This window comes from Enterobacter sp. WCHEn090032, assembly GCF_003986875.1.
In the GTDB taxonomy this organism is placed as follows: domain Bacteria; phylum Pseudomonadota; class Gammaproteobacteria; order Enterobacterales; family Enterobacteriaceae; genus Enterobacter; species Enterobacter sichuanensis.
This window is the reverse complement of record NZ_RXRN01000015.1, coordinates 37,322-53,518: the sequence shown is the minus strand read 5'-3', so window position 1 is coordinate 53,518 and position 16,197 is coordinate 37,322. Positions and strand designations below refer to the sequence as shown.

Below are 16,197 nucleotides of genomic sequence, written 5' to 3'. Positions count from 1 at the left end.
GTCGTAATTAAACGGGGACGATACGATATTGTGGCGGGAAATCGCGGGGTTAGCAAAAGGTCTGCGTGCGAAAAAACCGGGCAAAGCCCGGCCGGAAAGGTTAGCTCTCGCTGTGAATATTCAGCGCCCGACGCGTACGGCCGGAACTGAGGTACTCGGCAATATAGTCCTGGGAAATCTCGCCGTTGTAGCGCCCGTCCTCATCCACAATCGGCATCCAGCTGGTATTACTCTCATACAGACGTGACAGCACCACGCGCAGGTTATCTTCCGCTTTGCCGGTCATGCGGAACGGATGCAGAATATCGGCGCAGGTACCGCTGGCGTTACGCGCTTCGCGACGCTTCACGAAGCCCAGCGGTTTGCCGTGCTCATCGACCACCGTCACGGCACGAATGTCATTATCATCCATGGTGGCAAAGGCTTCCGGAAGCGGCGTAGAGCCGCGTACCGTAATGGTCGGCTGCTGGTCGGTCACGTCGCCTGCGGAGACCAGCAGCAGGCGTTTCAGGGTGCGGTCCTGCCCAACAAACGAGCCGACAAACTCATTCGCCGGTTTCGCCAGCAGTTCATCCGGGCTGGCGCACTGGACGATTTTCCCCTGCCGGAATACCGCGATACGGTCGCCAAGCTTCAGGGCCTCATCGATATCGTGGCTGACCAGCATGACGGTTTTTTTCAGCTTGCGTTGCATCTCCAGGAACTGGTTCTGGATCACCTCGCGGTTGATCGGGTCCACCGCGCCGAAGGGCTCATCCATCAGCAGTACCGGAGGATCGGCCGCCAGGGCGCGAATGACGCCAATGCGCTGCTGTTGCCCGCCGGACATCTCGCGCGGATAGCGGTGGAGAAACTTATGCGGATCCATCGCCACCATATCCATCAGCGCTTCGGCGCGGGCTTTACAGCGCGCTTTATCCCAGCCCAGCATGCGCGGTACGACGGTGATGTTTTCTTCAATGGTCATGTTCGGAAACAGGCCAATCTGCTGGATGACGTAGCCAATGTTGCGGCGCAGGGTCACGGTGTCCATGCCGCTGGTGTCTTCACCGTTAATCAGGATCGTCCCGCTGCTGGGGGTAATGAGACGGTTAATCATTTTCAGGGTGGTGGTTTTCCCGCAGCCGGACGGGCCGAGCAGGACGCACATTTCCCCTTCGGGCACGTTCAGGTTGACGTTGTCGACGGCCCTGAAGGTCTGGCCGTGCTTCTGTGAAAAGTGTTTGGTGAGGTTTTCCAGTTTTATCATTATCGAATCCCCTTTGGAGTCAGAACCACCTGCAGACGGTGCAGCAGCCAGTCGAGCACAATCGCTAAAAGACAAATCATCAGCGCGCCCGCAATCAACATGCGAATATCGCTTCCGCCGATGCCGTTGAGCAGCAATAGCCCCAGGCCGCCCGCGCCGATCACTGCGGCAATCGCCATCACGCCGATGTTCATCACCACGGCGGTGCGGATCCCGCCAAAAATCACCGGCAGCGCCATCGGGATTTCAACCCAGCGCAGGCGCTGCCAGAAGGTCATGCCGATACCGCGCCCGGCTTCGCGCAGCCCCGGCGGCAGGCTGTCGAGCGCGGTGTGGGTGTTACGCACAATCGGCAGCAGCGAGTAGAAAAACACCGCCGTGATGGCGGGCAGGGCGCCAATTCCCTGACCGATCAGCGAAAACAGCGGGATCATCAGGCCAAACAGGGCAATAGACGGGATGGTCAGCACAATAGTGGCGAGTCCCAGCACCGGCGTCGCCAGCCACTTGTGACGCACAATCAAAATGCCCAGCGGGACGCCGATGAGAATGGCTAAGCCCACGGCCAGCGCCACCAGCCACAGATGCTGCAGCGTCAGGGTCAGCAGGTAGTCCCGGTTATCGAGAATGTAGTGAATCGTCTCCATAGCGCCTCCTACAGCAACTGTTTGCTACGCAGAAAATCTCGGGCGACCTGCTGCGGTGACTGATGGTCGATATCCACCTTCTTGTTCAGTTCGGTGATAACGTCGTTATTGAGCTGGGCGGAGAGGGTGTTGAGCGCCTCTTCCAGGCCCGGGTTGGCCTCCAGCGTCTCCTTACGCACCACCGGGGTGACCGCATAGCTCGGGAAGAAGCCTTTATCATCCTCCAGCACTTTCAGGTCAAAGCCCTTCACGCGCCCGTCAGTGGTGTAGACCAGTCCCGCATCAACAAAACCGTCGCGCACCGCGTTATAGACCAGACCGGGGTCCATCTGGCGGATCTGCGGGCGGTCCAGGGTCATGTGATAGGCCGCCTGCAGCGGCTTCATGCCGTCGCTGCGACCGGCAAATTCCAGGTCTAAGCCCAGCAGCCAGTTTTTATCCGGGTTGGTTTTACGGACCTGTTCAATTTTCGCCACCATCTCTGACATGGTGTTGATATGTTCCGCCTCGGCGCGCTTGCGCTGCATGGCGAAGGCATAGGTGTTGTTCATGTCGGCGGGCTTGAGCCATACCAGACCGTGTTTCGCGTCCAGGCGTTTCACCGTCTCGTAAGACGCCTGCGGCGACATGCGCTTGTTGATGTGGTTAAAGATGATCAATGACGTGCCGGTGTACTCCCACGTCATATCAATCTGCTTGTTAATCATCGCGTTACGGGAAATTACCGTGGCGATATTGGTTTGCGGCTGCACCTGAAAGCCTTTCTTTTGCAGGTACTGCACGGTCATCGCCGAGAGAATATGCTGCTCGGTAAAGCTCTTGGTCGCCAGAATCAGCGGGGCCGCCATCACCTGACCGGTAAACAGCGCCGCGGCACACAGCGCCGCCAGGCAGGAAATCAGTCTCATACAAACTCCTTGTTATTGTTATCGGGGGAGATGGGGACTCATCACGCGACCCAGCGCCGCCAGCAGGCTATCGAGGATCAGGGCGAACAGAGCGGTGGCCGCCGCGCCGAGGATCAGGGTCGGGAAATCGTTCAGATAGATGCCGGGGAAAATCAGCTCGCCGTAGCTGCTGGCGCCAATCAGGAACGCCAGCGGCGCGGTACCGACGTTAATGGCGGTGGCGATGCGGATCCCCGAGAGCATGACCGGCCAGGCGTTTGGCAGTTCAACCTGACGCAGACGCTGCCATCGGGTCATCCCAATCCCGTTTGCGGCTTCCAGTAACGACGCCGGGACCGCGCACAGCCCGGCGTAGGTATTGCGCACAATCGGCAGCAGCGAGGCGAGGAACAGGGCGATAATGGCGGGCGTATCGCCGATGCCAATCACTACCATCGCCAGCGCCAGCACGGCCAGCGGCGGCAGCGTATTGCCGACGTTGAAGATTTGCATCACGTATTCGGCGATCCCCCGCGCCGCCGGGCGGCTCAGCAGGATCCCGGCCGGAATACCCACTAGCAGGGCAAAAAACATCGACGAGAAAACCAGAATCATATGCTGTTGCCCGAGATAAAGCAGGTCTACCTGGCGCGCCCGGATTGTCTCCAGCCCAATCCCCCAGACGAGGAGGGCGAGGACCACCAGAATGGCGCCGATAAACAGCAGCGAACGTTTGAGTAATGGGTGCATTGCGGTGTGTCTCCCTGTGCGCATGCGTTATAGCAACCACCGGTTGCCTGTTGTTATGCCATGTTTCGGCAGGGGTAGATGTCCTATAGCAAGCGTTTGGGAAGGGTTCCAGCGAAGGGGGAAAATCAGTAACCCTATGAAACTAGTGGCAACATCAGGTCAGGCCTTATGGCATAAGGCCTGATTGTGAGGCGGGCAGAATAGTCCTAAAGAAGAGATTTAAATGTGACGTTGTCACGAATTTAAAGCCGCTCGCAGGGCGGAGAGGCAAAAATTACGCCGTTTTCGCCGCTTTGCGTTGCCACTCCTGCCAGATGTCCTCAAGCCCTTGCCGGTAGGTGGTGACGGCAAATTCAGGGAATCGGCGTTTGAATTTCGTCGAATCAAACAGGTTGTCCTCGTCGTACCTGGGCAACAGCTCCCGTATTTCACGGGCGCCCTGCGAAAACAGCGCTGTCGCGGCGAAGGCCAGCTTGCCGAGTATGGCGTAGTCCGCTGGCTGTCCGAAGATCTCACAGGCGAGAGCGACGAATTGCTGGTACGTCAGCCTTTCGTCGCAGCAGGGTAAATGCCACGTCTGGCCGAAGGCGTCAGGGGTATTGCCCAGCAGGGCAAGCGCTCGGCTGGCATCCGGCGTCCAGATGAGGGTGCGAAGCGTGTCGTCACGGACCGGTACGCGCGGACGCTTATGCTGCTTCAGCCTGTCGATAATAAGCGTATTGGTGAAGCTCTGCGTTTTATCGGGCCCATAGAACTCGGGCGCGCGACCGATGAGCACGGGAATGTCACCCCGTTGCATTTCATCAAGCACACGGTTGACCATTTCTGCCCGGACTTGTCCTTTCCGTCCCCGGGGGGCAAAGCGCGTCTCTTCTGTCTGCGGCACCGCGTTCTGGGGGTACATATAGGTGTTGTCGAAATAGACGAATTTTGCACCTGCCTGCCGCGTGGCCTCCAGGGCATTTTCCAGCATGGCTGGAAACTGACGTTCCCACAGCGCGGAATCAGGCGGCAGACCGGCAGTAAAGTAGACCGTGTCGCTACCATTAACCGCGTTCTGCGTCTGCCCGGCATCGAGGAGATTGGCCGAAACGGTGACATCGCTGTCGTTGATTTTTTGCGGATGGCGGCTGACCAGCCTGATATCGTCGGTGTAGCCGCGTTTGAGCTCGCGGGTCAGTTCACGGGCGATTTGCCCGCTGGCGCCCAGAATAGTTTGCATTTTAGCTCCCTGATGAGATGACGATCCGGTTGACCGTATAAAAAGTTTAAGCTTAAAGTAAACTTTAAGGTCAATATGCGAGAGTGAACGAAATGAAAATTGGCGAACTGTCGAAAATGACGGGCATTTCCCCGTCGCGCATTCGGTTCTATGAGGCGCAAGGTTTACTGCCGCGCCCGATCAGGCAGGAGAACGGATACCGCGCCTATTCCACCGATGCGGCAACGCTGCTGAACATCATCGACAATGCGCAGCGTACCGGGTTTACCCTCGAGCAAATACGACGCTTCCTGCCGCAGCCGCAACAGCGCTGGGATCATGAGGGACTGATCCAGTCCCTTAAGACGCGTATTGCTGAGATAGAGGCGATGCAGAAGCAGCTTGAGGAAAACCGTAAAGAGCTGCTGACGCTGGTTGCCAGTCTCAGCAACCGGCCGGAGGGCATCACCTGTGACGACAACATGCAGCGTCTGCTGGGGCAGCTGCAGCACTCAAACGGAAGCACGAACCCGTCGAACGCGCGTTGAGACAGTGATAATTGAGACGGTGGCGACCACGGTGAGCATTACTCCGAGTATCAACATGGCGTTGAAGCCAATCCACCTGAACAACATAAGCCCCACGATACCGCCGGAAATAAACGAGAAAAGGGTGGTTAAGTGGGTTTTCAACTGACTTTTTTGCGCCGCCGTATCTTTGGAGTAATCCCTGCGGAGCATCGCCACCATGACAGAGGCCAGCGCGATCCCCGCGTCCGTCAGCGTGCCGGTAATATGCGTTGATCTCACCCGACCGCCGGAAAGCTGCGTGGAGGTGGAATTATGAATGCCCATCAGAAAGCAGAGAAAAAGAATAATCTCGCGGTTGCTGGTGAGGGCATGAAAATACATCTCGTAGAAGGAGACGCCGGTCAGTAATATCCCCTCGACAAACAGGATCTGGCAAAAAACCAGCCTGACATTATGGATAATACCCCATATCACGATCGTTCGCGCAATAATGGCGCCGGCCACAAAAGAGAGAATAATCGAGCCGAAGAAAATAATGTCGCTCAGGTCGGTGGAAGAGACTTCGCTGGATAATTGCGAGGTGTTGCCAGTCATGTGTGAGGGGAAAAAGCCAAATGCCCCAAGGGCGATGGCGTTCAGCAAACCTGCAGAGGTCGCCAGCCAGAGAGCAAGCCGGCGATCCTCCTGGTGCGTTCGTTCTTTCTTGAGTTTAATCAGCAAGAATACCTCCGGGTTGAGCTTTGCCTGACTATTCAGGCTAGCAAAGCGGTGCAACGGGCTGTCCAGGATATGGCTTAATTATTATTCCCTCTGACGACAATCAGGGTTTCGTAATTAAATAAAACAGCCTCGCTGCGGATATTCATTCTGACAGTAAGATTTATATCATGCCGTTATTGCCGTGGCGCAAAAACGCCGGGCGCTGGTTGAGACGTTCAAACCAGGCCTCAATCGCGGGCACGTCTGGCTTATCAAAGGGCGTCATTTTCCAGCGATTCACCGACAGCCCAAGCACCACATCCGCAAGGGTAAACGTCTCGCCCGCCGCAAAGGCACCGGTGCGCTGCAATTGATTCTCCAGAATGGTGACGCAGTGGTTCCACTCCTGGATCCCCGCCGCAATGCGCTCCGGGTCGTTAAAGTCCGGGTTTTTACGCCCCAGCGCCGGGAAGACATAGCGCCAGGCGTTGTTGAATTCGGTTGCCTGCCAGTCCATCCAGCGCTCAACGTTGGCACAGGCCTGCGGTTCTGCGGGCAGCAGATCGTGACGTCCGGCCTTGCGCACCAGATAACGGCAGATGGAATTGGACTCCCATAGCACGAAATCACCATCAATCAGCACCGGCACCATGGCGTTGGGGTTCAGGGCGCGAAAGGTATCCGTTTCCGTCGAGGCAAAACCGCTGCCGTAATCTTCCTGTTGATACTCGAGTCCTGCTTCTTCACAGGTCCAGAGCACTTTACGCACGTTGATGGAGGTGGTTTTGCCGAGGATGTTGATCATTGCGCAGGTGTCCTTTAATGGATGTTATTGTTTAAAAACAATACACCAGATGTGCCAGAGAGGTTGGGGCAAAATTTGGTGGGGCGTGCGCTTTCTGACTCCGGTGACCGATTCTGGAAGGCGCCTCGCAAACCGCAAAGTAACCTTATGAAATTCAGCGTTATGTCTTTTCCTCTACGGGGCGCGGTCGTAAAGTGCCTGCGTTGCGGCACATCCGCAATCGGGCGTAGGAACCCGCATCTACAGAGCGATATTTATATGTCGCGACAGCGCCGATCTCGTTAAAATTGCGGTGGCGCTGACGGAGCAGCCGCAAGGCTGGCCGTTTTCTCTGTGGGCGGTATTCCTACCTCTGTCAGCGCTACCCCCTCGAGCGTAGGAACTCATCGGGTGGTTCACCCAATTTATACACTGAGGATGCCTTACGATGGCTACTATCCCAACCCTGACTTATCTTCCATCTGACGAAAACGTCATTCTGCAACTTATCTCCCGGCCGCTTCCGGCTGATGCCGATCTGTTTGACGTCGCCGACAACTGCGCCGCGCTGGTGAGCGTACTGGTCGAAACCGATGATGTCGGGAGCCGTACTGCACTTTGCGAGCGTCTCCTTCAGGCTCTGCGCAGGCTGCGTGAACTCTGCGATGTAGATCTTCCACCATACCTGATTGAACAGCTGATCATCGGTGAGAAACTAAATTCCTGCGTACCCGATTGCTGGCAGGACACCTTAACGCAGGTGGACTATGTTCTGGCACTGACGCAAGCGGTGAAGGGGGAAACGCTGCCCGCTCACGTAACAAAAGAACTGACGGGCCTGCTGCACGATATGGTGTGGCTGCTGGCTGAGTTTGTGAAGGAGCCGCGCATCACTGCGCATTAAGGGCAGGGAGGGGCGTCGGGCCCCTTTGAAACTGTGCTTATTGTGATGAATTCGCTGTATCCAGAAGCGACGTACCATAGGAGTTGTCGATAGTACAACGCCAGCGGCCGTCGCTCTCCTGTCGAAAAACATAGATCGCGCGGCGGGATATTTCTGTTATCCCGCCCTGATCATCAGGAAAGCGCAGAACGGTTTCCATGATAACGAGGGCGTTATCCCCACCTTCGATCACTTTACGTCGTCTGTACCGCAGCCAAAAAAGTCATGTCCCCTCCCATATGCGCAGGAACCATTTCTTGAGGGTTTAGCAAGTGATATCCCGGGCTAGTAGGCCAAGGATCAAGAACGCCAACAGCCCTAACATCTGGTCCAAACGGCGTCATAAAATAATCGACAGAAACAACAACCATAGCATGGCTACGATTGGCGTATAAAAGAGGCCTGTCGTGGGCTAATTCGTTAATTATAATTATATTATTCATTGCAAGAATTTGATTAAATATATCATATGCTGCTACTACCTGAGACTGAAAGCTAACCCCCTGAGAGTCCAACCATGGTTGGCTTAAATTATTACCCATTGTTGATGTGTTACCTGTAGTGCAAATAGCGATATTTGAATTAAAACTTCTCTTAACAATTTCGGCTTGTTCAATGTGATGTCCATGAGCCTCAAAAATCATAGCAATCGATGCAGCCCAACACCAAAATGGGCAACTTTGAGTAACACGTTTGGGATGTGCTACATAAGCCCTCATTGGTTGCCCCTGAGGAGTCATAGGACCAAGTGGCATCACTGCTGATTTAGCAGACTGCATGGCAGTAAAACACAATAACATGCTTAAAAAACTGCGCCTATTCATGATAGCCTCGCCAATAAAAAATGAGATAACAAAGCATTGCTAAAAATCACATACATTAATTAGGTATTGCTAACGTGTTGACATGCACATTCTTTTAACATTATCACGCGAATAGAACTGATTTATGTAGTAAGCATGGGTGATATGCAAGCCATTGATTACTACATTATAGCTAACATCAATTAATTCATAATCATTCTTATGTAGATGGTACCTTTAGTAAGGTTATGCTATAAACCTTCCAGGCAATATATTTTTTCACTGTCCTCGTAACTCTGTGAGTGAGGTTAATTATGGCTGAAAAAATTTCAAAGCTCTCAATAGAAAAAGCATTACTATTTTCTTTTGCAGTTTTTTTTGTAATCATCATGTTGATACTCGTTGTTGCAATACCTAAACCAACAGAAATGCAGTGGCGAGTATTCGGGTTAGTTCTTGCTATGATTGCAGGCGGATTTGGCGCTATGCTGCCAGGTGCGTTGGAAGTCAATGTGAACAAAACCATTAAAGCGGCAGGTGCAGCCGGTTTTTTCGTAATCGTCTATTTTTTCAATCCGGCTGTTCTTGTATCCGAGGATCCTTTTAAATTCCCCCCGCCACCACCTAGTGCTGACGCACAGAAGGTTGCAGAAAAAATGCTCAGCGAAGTTAACAATGGACAATATGTAGAGCTTTATGAAAGCATGCATCCAGAATTTAAGGCTATGTATGATAAAAATCAATTTACTCTTTTATCAAATAATGTGAGAGCCCCTTTCGGAAAAGCCAGTAAAACAACTCAATTTGGTACTAATTCATCTAAAATATACAGCCCCCGTGGATATGTTCTCCAGTTTACATATCTATCTGAGTTTTCTGATGGCAGTAAAATATATGAAACACCTACAGTATTCGCAAGCGATAGCTCTACATGGCATCCTTTTGGTTATACAGTACAATCCATAAAAAACAATCATGAGAAATGAGTTGACCTGTTCCCAATTATTTAACAAAAACTGATGTTAACAACGTCTGCTTCTGGCACCGGGCAGACTACACCAGAAACAAAATATCCAGCTAGCGGCAGCGTAAAAGACACAGAGAAGATTGGCACACTCACGGGCGCAGAATCGGGAGCGGCCACTCCCATTCAGTACTCAACTGGAGAGCATCCTGTTGTTCAGGATGAATTGGCTTTGCTTATGAGAGCTGGACCGTTTATTTCGCCTCTCTGCACCCAGCCGTAACTTGGGCATCGATGATTGGCAAACTGATTTCATAACAATTATGCGACGGTCAGATCAATGCAATACCGCCGATCCCGCTTTCCAGCGTTATAAAGCTAAAACAAGCTTTCTTATCTTTTCAGCCCTTTCAAAATGGTCCAGCTTCATTTCCATAATCCACCAGTGTGCAACTTCCATAAGCAGTTCAGGATCGTCATTTTTATTAGCAAAAAAAGCATAAAACGAAAGCCCAACGTCGCTTCCCTTAGAGGCGATTTTTGAATCACAGATCCTGATGATCTTTTCCTTCATTCCTTGCCGCACGCCATCTCCTTAACTCTTTTCATTTGCTGATTAAAAAAGCCGTAAGCAGTTATCTGCTTACGGCTTTCGGATAGGTGATGATTTTCTTACAATCAGGCCGCTTTCACAGCCCTGATTTTTTTACTGCCAGCCTCATCTGACGCTGTTTCGTCAGTAGCGACAGGCGCATCGAGAGCGGGAAGCTTGCTGGTACGCAGAATATGCTGCACGGTCTCTTTCTGCTCGGCGAGATACAGGCCAAGATTTTCAGCCTGCGTTTCATCCATCTGCATTCCGCTTTGCAACAGCCAGTCGGTGAACGCGTCGGCCATATCGAGCAGCTTGTCGTGAGCGTCAGCCTCTTTCTTACTGGCAAATGTCATTTTCTCTTCACCTTTTCTTACGACAACAAATTTTGTTTCAACAGCCATCGTGCACCTCGCTATACTGTATTTATATACAGTATAGCAGCAACAGATCGACGTTGCAGCAAAATATGCATTACTGGCGAAGTTGCTGTGTTTCCGGGCCACCCATGCTGCGCCGCCATGCCCCAGGAGCCTGGCCATACTGACGCTTGAAGCTGCGGTTGAAGGACTGCTGGGAGTCAAAGCCCAGGGCGATCGCCACGTTCAGGATCGGTTCGTTGCTGTGGGTTAACCGTTCAACCGATTTTTGCAGCTTTCGCGCACGAATATACCCGGCGAGGGGATAGCCCGTATGTTCTTTAAACAGGCGCTGCAGGTGCCATTTTGAATAGCCGGATCGCCTGGCGACGGTCTCAATGTCCAGACGACTGTCCAGGTTGTTGTCGATCCAGTCGAGTAAATCGTGCATAAATGCGCCAGTGTTCATCTGATTACCCCCACGCAGCGTAGAAAAAAGTAACTTTATCTGTTGCATTTAAAGGTGGCGTGTTTTTCCGTTAATTGCAAGTTTTATTGTTGCATTTTAATCCCTGTCCGAAACGGGTCTTTTCACATCGACACAAATAGCACATAAAGTGCAACAATTATTCTTGCACTTAGTTAAGCGCCTTCCTACAATCGCCGCGATAGTGTACTCGCAACTGTTACAGTTTTGTGGCGATGAACGACACAAATGGCCTTCAGCCAGCTACCGGACAAAGGAAGTGGCGCGGCGCCTCCCGCTGCGTCTTGCCCGGCAGCTACAATTACCGGAATAAAAATAATGAGCCTGCAAAAAACCTGGGGAAACGTTTATCTGAGCGCGCTGGGGGGGATGTTGATCTCCGCGCTGCTCGTGGGATGTGATAACAGCGTCGCGCAAAACGCTGCGCCACCCGCGCCCTCCGTCAGTGCGGCTGACGTGGTCGTGAAATCCATCAGCCAGTGGGATAGTTTTAACGGCCGGATTGAAGCGGTGGAAAGCGTTCAGCTGCGCCCGCGCGTCTCCGGCTACATTGATAAAGTGAATTACACCGACGGCCAGGAAGTGAAAAAGGGCGAGGTGCTGTTCACCATTGATGACCGAACCTACCGCGCCGCGCTGGAACAGGCGCAGGCGAACCTGGCGAGGGCCAAAACGCAGGCCAGCCTGGCGCAAAGTGAGGCTAACCGTACCGATAAGCTTATCGCTTCTCACCTGGTCTCCCGTGAAGAGTGGGAGCAGCGTCGCTCGGCCGCCGTTCAGGCGCAGGCCGACATTCGCGCCGCGCAGGCGGCGGTAGACGCAGCACAGCTCAACCTGGACTTCACCAAAGTGACCGCGCCTATCGATGGCCGCGCCAGCCGGGCGTTGATCACCAGCGGTAATCTGGTTACCGCGGGCGATACCGCCAGCGTGCTCACCACGCTGGTCTCGCAGAAGACGGTTTACGTCTATTTCGATGTGGATGAGTCGACCTATCTTCACTATCAAAACCTCGCCCGCAGCGGGCAGGGGGCGTCCAGCAATCATATGGCGCTGCCGGTTGAGATTGGCCTGACGGGCGAAGAAGGCTATCCCCATCAGGGCAAAGTGGATTTCCTGGACAACCAGCTCACGCCGAGTACCGGTACCATCCGCATGCGTGCGCTGCTGGATAACTCCCAACGTCAGTTCACACCGGGGCTGTTTGCCCGCGTACGCCTGCCGGGCAGCGCAGCATTCAAAGCCACGCTTATCGACGACAAAGCGGTGCTGACCGATCAGGATCGCAAATACGTCTACATCGTGGATAAAGAGGGGAAAGCCCAGCGCCGCGACATTACGCCGGGGCGTCTGGCAGACGGTTTACGCATCGTGCGGCAGGGGCTGAACCCTGGCGACAAAGTCATCGTCGAGGGTTTGCAAAAAGTGTTTATGCCGGGAATGCCGGTTAACGCCAAAACCGTTGCCATGACCGCCAGCGCCGCCCTCAACTGATCCCTTGACCTGAGAATCCAATCTATGGACTTTTCCCGCTTTTTCATCGACAGGCCGATTTTTGCCGCCGTCCTGTCGATTCTGATTTTTATCACAGGATTGATCGCCATCCCGCTGCTGCCGGTGAGCGAATATCCTGACGTCGTGCCGCCAAGCGTTCAGGTGCGCGCGGAGTACCCGGGCGCCAACCCGAAAGTGATTGCCGAGACCGTGGCGACGCCGCTGGAAGAGGCGATCAACGGCGTTGAGAATATGATGTACATGAAATCCGTCGCGGGCTCGGACGGCGTGCTGGTCACCACCGTGACCTTCCGTCCGGGGACTGACCCGGATCAGGCGCAGGTTCAGGTGCAAAACCGTGTCGCGCAGGCCGAGGCGCGTCTGCCGGAAGACGTACGCCGTCTGGGCATTACCACCCAGAAACAGTCGCCGACGCTGACGCTGGTGGTGCATCTGTTTTCGCCTAACGGCAAGTACGACTCCCTGTACATGCGTAACTACGCCACCCTGAAGGTGAAGGATGAGCTGGCGCGCCTGCCTGGCGTGGGTCAGATCCAGATCTTCGGCTCGGGCGAATACGCGATGCGCATCTGGCTGGATCCGAATAAAGTGGCGGCGCGCGGGCTGACCGCCTCGGATGTGGTGACGGCGATGCAGGAGCAGAACGTTCAGGTGTCCGCCGGTCAGCTTGGCGCCGAGCCGCTGCCGAAAGAGAGCGATTTCCTGATCTCCATTAACGCCCAGGGCCGTCTGCATACTGAAGAAGAGTTTGGCAATATCGTTCTGAAAACCACGCAGGATGGTACGGTTGTCCGCCTGCGCGACGTGGCGCGCATTGAGATGGGCTCCGGCAGCTATGCGCTGCGTTCTCAGCTGAACAATAAAGACGCGGTCGGGATTGGTATCTTCCAGTCGCCGGGGGCGAACGCCATCGACTTGTCTAACGCGGTGCGCGCCAAAATGGACGAACTGTCCACGCGTTTCCCGGACGATATGAAGTGGGCGGCACCTTACGATCCGACGGTCTTTGTGCGTGATTCCATCCGGGCGGTCGTACAAACGCTGCTGGAAGCGGTCGTGCTGGTGGTGCTGGTGGTGATCCTGTTCCTGCAAACCTGGCGCGCGTCGATCATTCCGCTGATCGCGGTGCCGGTGTCGGTGGTGGGTACCTTCAGCATCCTCTACCTGCTGGGCTTCTCGCTCAACACCCTGAGTTTATTCGGGCTGGTATTGGCCATCGGTATCGTGGTGGATGACGCCATCGTGGTGGTGGAAAACGTCGAGCGAAATATTGAAGAGGGGCTTGCACCGCTTGCGGCGGCGCATCAGGCGATGCGTGAGGTCTCCGGGCCGATTATCGCGATTGCGCTGGTGCTGTGCGCGGTGTTTGTGCCGATGGCGTTCCTCTCGGGCGTGACCGGCCAGTTCTACAAGCAGTTTGCGGTGACGATCGCCATCTCCACGGTGATCTCCGCCATCAACTCGCTGACGCTCTCTCCGGCGCTGGCGGCCCTGCTGCTAAAACCGCACGGCGCACCGAAAGATTTGCCGACCCGGCTTATCGACCGACTGTTCGGCTGGCTTTTCCGTCCGTTTAACCGCTTCTTCCACCGCAGCTCGAACGGCTATCAGGGGCTGGTGGGTAAAACCCTCGGACGTCGCGGCGCGGTGTTTGCAGTCTATCTGCTGCTGCTCTGCGCGGCGGGCGTGATGTTTAAAGCGGTACCCGGCGGGTTTATTCCGACTCAGGACAAACTGTACCTGATTGGCGGCGTGAAAATGCCGGAAGGTTCTTCGCTGGCGCGCACCGACGCGGTGATCCGCAAAATGAGCGAAATCGGGATGAATACCGAAGGCGTGGACTATGCGGTGGCATTCCCGGGGCTGAATGCCCTGCAGTTCACCAACACGCCGAATACCGGGACGGTGTTCTTTGGCCTGAAGCCGTTCGACCAGCGTAAGCATTCCGCGGCGGAAATTAACGCGGAGATCAACGCGAAAATCGCGCAAATCCAGGAGGGCTTTGGCTTCTCCATCCTGCCGCCGCCGATTTTAGGGCTGGGTCAGGGGTCGGGTTATTCCCTGTACATTCAGGATCGCGCCGGTCTGGGCTATGGTGCGCTGCAAAACGCGGTGAACACCATGTCCGGGGCGATTATGCAGACGCCGGGGATGCATTTCCCGATCTCGACCTACCAGGCAAACGTTCCGCAGCTGGACGTGCAGGTTGACCGTGATAAGGCGAAAGCACAGGGCGTGTCGCTGACCGATCTTTTCGGGACGCTGCAAACCTATCTCGGCTCGTCGTACGTGAATGACTTTAACCAGTTCGGCCGTACCTGGCGCGTGATGGCGCAGGCGGACGGGCAGTTCCGCGACAGCGTGGAAGATATCGCGAACTTACGCACCCGCAATAGCCAGGGCGAAATGGTGCCGATTGGCAGTATGGTGAATATCACGACCACCTACGGGCCGGACCCGGTGATTCGCTACAATGGCTACCCGGCAGCGGATCTGATTGGCGATGCCGACCCGCGTGTGCTTTCGTCCACTCAGGCGATGACGCAGCTGGCGGGTATGTCTAAGCAGATCCTGCCAAACGGGATGAATATTGAATGGACGGACCTGAGCTTCCAGCAGGCCACGCAGGGCAATACGGCGCTGATCGTCTTCCCGGTCGCGGTACTGCTGGCGTTCCTGGTGCTGGCGGCGCTGTACGAAAGCTGGACGCTGCCGCTGGCGGTGATCCTCATCGTGCCGATGACGATGCTCTCCGCACTGTTTGGCGTCTGGCTGACCGGTGGCGATAACAACGTGTTCGTGCAGGTGGGGCTGGTGGTCCTGATGGGGCTGGCCTGTAAAAACGCCATCCTTATCGTGGAGTTTGCCCGCGAGCTGGAAATCCAGGGGAAAGGGATCATGGAGGCCGCGCTGGAGGCGTGCCGCCTGCGTTTACGCCCGATTGTGATGACCTCCATCGCCTTTATTGCCGGGACCATTCCGCTGATCCTCGGCCACGGCGCGGGGGCAGAAGTACGCGGCGTCACCGGGATCACCGTCTTCTCCGGGATGCTGGGCGTGACGCTGTTTGGCCTGTTCCTGACGCCGGTGTTCTACGTGACGCTGCGTAAGTTCGTGACGCGCGGGAAAAAAGAGGAAAGGGACATTCTGCCAGCGTAAGGACGTTGCAGTTAATAAAAAACCGCCTTCACAGTGAAGGCGGTTTTTTTTGTACCAGGTAAATTATTACGACGTTTTTTGATACTGGGCGATAAGATCGGGGAGCGGATCCCATCCGCTGCTGTCGGCGTTTTTCACCGCTTCCAGCGCGCTTGCTACGGTGTGGCGGGCCAGTACGGCTAACGACGCCTGCTCGGCCTCTTCGGAAATTGATTTAAAGTACCAGCACGCGTTAGCGCTGACCACGCAGCGGGCCGGCACGTCAGGGCGCGACGCCCACAGTTTTTTATCTTCGATGACCGAAAGGTAGATATCGCGCAGGGTGATCTCTTCCGGCGGGCGACCAAGATGAATGGAGCCATTGCGGCCAAGCGTTGAGACGATAATGCCGTCACGCGTGAGCGGAACCATTAATTTGCGGATGAAGCTCGGGTTCGCTTCCAGGCCGTAGGCCAGAATCGCACTCGTTGAACGTTCGCCCAATTGCTCCGCCATCGCTACGCTGAGAACCATCTGCAAAGCTGTCGGGAAGCGGTAATCTAACATTTTTGTATCCTGGGTTGCGGTGAATCTTGTTCTTTTTGGCACCGCAGAGGTGAATAAGCAATAAACAACAATATAACAAATA

General features: G+C 54.8%; 17 protein-coding genes and 1 pseudogene. 5 read left to right on the top strand and 13 right to left on the bottom strand.

What is annotated here, in order from left to right; all coding sequences use genetic code 11:
* Positions 1–100: 100 nt before the first annotated feature.
* The 5 genes from osmV to EKN83_RS14335 all read right to left on the bottom strand — a co-directional run bounded on the left by osmV (position 101) and on the right by EKN83_RS14335 (position 4,755).
* Positions 101–1,249 (bottom strand): osmoprotectant ABC transporter ATP-binding protein OsmV, encoded by a 1,149-nt coding sequence (gene osmV / locus EKN83_RS14355; RefSeq protein WP_025758624.1) that lies wholly within the window; start codon positions 1,247–1,249, stop codon positions 101–103.
* On the bottom strand, positions 1,249–1,896 hold the full coding sequence (gene osmW, locus EKN83_RS14350) for an osmoprotectant ABC transporter permease OsmW (protein WP_126801181.1): 648 nt from the start codon (positions 1,894–1,896) through the stop codon (positions 1,249–1,251). The genes osmV and osmW overlap by 1 nt, the downstream gene beginning before the upstream one ends.
* Positions 1,897–1,904: 8 nt before the next feature.
* Positions 1,905–2,804, bottom strand: a complete 900-nt coding sequence (gene osmX / locus EKN83_RS14345; RefSeq protein WP_025758625.1) for an osmoprotectant ABC transporter substrate-binding protein OsmX — start codon at positions 2,802–2,804, stop codon at positions 1,905–1,907.
* Between the two features lie 18 nt (positions 2,805–2,822).
* Positions 2,823–3,533: an osmoprotectant ABC transporter permease OsmY gene (gene osmY, locus EKN83_RS14340; protein WP_126801180.1), complete on the bottom strand. Its 711-nt coding sequence runs from the start codon at positions 3,531–3,533 to the stop codon at positions 2,823–2,825.
* Positions 3,534–3,807: 274 nt separating this feature from the next.
* Positions 3,808–4,755 (bottom strand): NAD-dependent epimerase/dehydratase family protein, encoded by a 948-nt coding sequence (locus EKN83_RS14335; protein WP_126801179.1) that lies wholly within the window; start codon positions 4,753–4,755, stop codon positions 3,808–3,810.
* Positions 4,756–4,847: 92 nt separating this feature from the next.
* Here EKN83_RS14335 and EKN83_RS14330 point away from each other — a divergent pair, with 92 nt between their 5' ends.
* Positions 4,848–5,282 (top strand): MerR family DNA-binding transcriptional regulator, encoded by a 435-nt coding sequence (locus tag EKN83_RS14330; RefSeq protein WP_126801208.1) that lies wholly within the window; start codon positions 4,848–4,850, stop codon positions 5,280–5,282.
* On the opposite strand, the gene EKN83_RS14325 is transcribed toward EKN83_RS14330, so the two are convergent.
* Positions 5,247–5,984, bottom strand: a complete 738-nt coding sequence (locus EKN83_RS14325; RefSeq protein ID WP_095449812.1) for a YoaK family protein — start codon at positions 5,982–5,984, stop codon at positions 5,247–5,249. The genes EKN83_RS14330 and EKN83_RS14325 overlap by 36 nt on opposite strands.
* A gap of 160 nt (positions 5,985–6,144) precedes the next feature.
* Complete coding sequence (locus tag EKN83_RS14320; protein ID WP_126801178.1) at positions 6,145–6,768, bottom strand: glutathione S-transferase family protein; 624 nt, start codon at positions 6,766–6,768, stop codon at positions 6,145–6,147.
* A gap of 427 nt (positions 6,769–7,195) precedes the next feature.
* Between EKN83_RS14320 and EKN83_RS14315 the strand changes: the two genes are divergently transcribed.
* Complete coding sequence (locus EKN83_RS14315; protein ID WP_126801177.1) at positions 7,196–7,651, top strand: hypothetical protein; 456 nt, start codon at positions 7,196–7,198, stop codon at positions 7,649–7,651.
* 37 nt (positions 7,652–7,688) lie between these two features.
* Here the strand turns inward: EKN83_RS14315 and EKN83_RS23560 are convergent.
* A pseudogene (locus EKN83_RS23560) lies at positions 7,689–7,886 on the bottom strand (YybH family protein); the annotation flags it as partial.
* Positions 7,885–8,514: a hypothetical protein gene (locus tag EKN83_RS14305; RefSeq protein ID WP_126801176.1), complete on the bottom strand. Its 630-nt coding sequence runs from the start codon at positions 8,512–8,514 to the stop codon at positions 7,885–7,887. The pseudogene EKN83_RS23560 and the gene EKN83_RS14305, both read right to left, overlap by 2 nt.
* A 293-nt stretch (positions 8,515–8,807) precedes the next feature.
* On the opposite strand from EKN83_RS14305, the gene EKN83_RS14300 reads away from it, so the two are divergent.
* Complete coding sequence (locus EKN83_RS14300) at positions 8,808–9,479, top strand: DUF4019 domain-containing protein (protein WP_126801175.1); 672 nt, start codon at positions 8,808–8,810, stop codon at positions 9,477–9,479.
* Between the two features lie 348 nt (positions 9,480–9,827).
* On the opposite strand, the gene EKN83_RS14295 is transcribed toward EKN83_RS14300, so the two are convergent.
* The 3 genes from EKN83_RS14295 to EKN83_RS14285 form a co-directional block, all read right to left on the bottom strand.
* Entirely contained in the window at positions 9,828–10,043 is a 216-nt protein-coding gene (locus EKN83_RS14295; RefSeq protein WP_126801174.1) for a DUF6500 family protein, read from the bottom strand.
* Between the two features lie 92 nt (positions 10,044–10,135).
* Complete coding sequence (locus EKN83_RS14290) at positions 10,136–10,453, bottom strand: YebG family protein (RefSeq protein ID WP_025760254.1); 318 nt, start codon at positions 10,451–10,453, stop codon at positions 10,136–10,138.
* 70 nt (positions 10,454–10,523) lie between these two features.
* Positions 10,524–10,877: a helix-turn-helix domain-containing protein gene (locus EKN83_RS14285; protein WP_126801173.1), complete on the bottom strand. Its 354-nt coding sequence runs from the start codon at positions 10,875–10,877 to the stop codon at positions 10,524–10,526.
* A 336-nt stretch (positions 10,878–11,213) separates the two neighbouring features.
* Between EKN83_RS14285 and EKN83_RS14280 the strand changes: the two genes are divergently transcribed.
* Positions 11,214–12,389 (top strand): efflux RND transporter periplasmic adaptor subunit, encoded by a 1,176-nt coding sequence (locus EKN83_RS14280; protein WP_025760255.1) that lies wholly within the window; start codon positions 11,214–11,216, stop codon positions 12,387–12,389.
* A 24-nt stretch (positions 12,390–12,413) separates the two neighbouring features.
* Complete coding sequence (gene oqxB, locus EKN83_RS14275; protein ID WP_126801172.1) at positions 12,414–15,569, top strand: multidrug efflux RND transporter permease subunit OqxB; 3,156 nt, start codon at positions 12,414–12,416, stop codon at positions 15,567–15,569.
* Between the two features lie 66 nt (positions 15,570–15,635).
* Here the strand turns inward: oqxB and EKN83_RS14270 are convergent, their stop codons facing one another.
* The gene (locus EKN83_RS14270; RefSeq protein ID WP_025760257.1) at positions 15,636–16,115 is read right to left on the bottom strand and encodes an RrF2 family transcriptional regulator; all 480 of its coding nucleotides are present in this window, start codon (positions 16,113–16,115) and stop codon (positions 15,636–15,638) included.
* Between the last annotated feature and the right edge of the window lie 82 nt (positions 16,116–16,197).

Coding starts and splice junctions, on each gene's coding strand:
- osmV (WP_025758624.1), bottom strand. CDS start 1,249: ATGATAAAACTGGAAAACCTCACCAAACACTTTTCACAGAAGCACGGC.
- osmW (WP_126801181.1), bottom strand. CDS start 1,896: ATGGAGACGATTCACTACATTCTCGATAACCGGGACTACCTGCTGACC.
- osmX (WP_025758625.1), bottom strand. CDS start 2,804: ATGAGACTGATTTCCTGCCTGGCGGCGCTGTGTGCCGCGGCGCTGTTT.
- osmY (WP_126801180.1), bottom strand. CDS start 3,533: ATGCACCCATTACTCAAACGTTCGCTGCTGTTTATCGGCGCCATTCTG.
- EKN83_RS14335 (WP_126801179.1), bottom strand. CDS start 4,755: ATGCAAACTATTCTGGGCGCCAGCGGGCAAATCGCCCGTGAACTGACC.
- EKN83_RS14330 (WP_126801208.1), top strand. CDS start 4,848: ATGAAAATTGGCGAACTGTCGAAAATGACGGGCATTTCCCCGTCGCGC.
- EKN83_RS14320 (WP_126801178.1), bottom strand. CDS start 6,768: ATGATCAACATCCTCGGCAAAACCACCTCCATCAACGTGCGTAAAGTG.
- EKN83_RS14315 (WP_126801177.1), top strand. CDS start 7,196: ATGGCTACTATCCCAACCCTGACTTATCTTCCATCTGACGAAAACGTC.
- EKN83_RS14305 (WP_126801176.1), bottom strand. CDS start 8,514: ATGAATAGGCGCAGTTTTTTAAGCATGTTATTGTGTTTTACTGCCATG.
- EKN83_RS14300 (WP_126801175.1), top strand. CDS start 8,808: ATGGCTGAAAAAATTTCAAAGCTCTCAATAGAAAAAGCATTACTATTT.
- EKN83_RS14290 (WP_025760254.1), bottom strand. CDS start 10,453: ATGGCTGTTGAAACAAAATTTGTTGTCGTAAGAAAAGGTGAAGAGAAA.
- EKN83_RS14285 (WP_126801173.1), bottom strand. CDS start 10,877: ATGAACACTGGCGCATTTATGCACGATTTACTCGACTGGATCGACAAC.
- EKN83_RS14280 (WP_025760255.1), top strand. CDS start 11,214: ATGAGCCTGCAAAAAACCTGGGGAAACGTTTATCTGAGCGCGCTGGGG.
- oqxB (WP_126801172.1), top strand. CDS start 12,414: ATGGACTTTTCCCGCTTTTTCATCGACAGGCCGATTTTTGCCGCCGTC.
- EKN83_RS14270 (WP_025760257.1), bottom strand. CDS start 16,115: ATGTTAGATTACCGCTTCCCGACAGCTTTGCAGATGGTTCTCAGCGTA.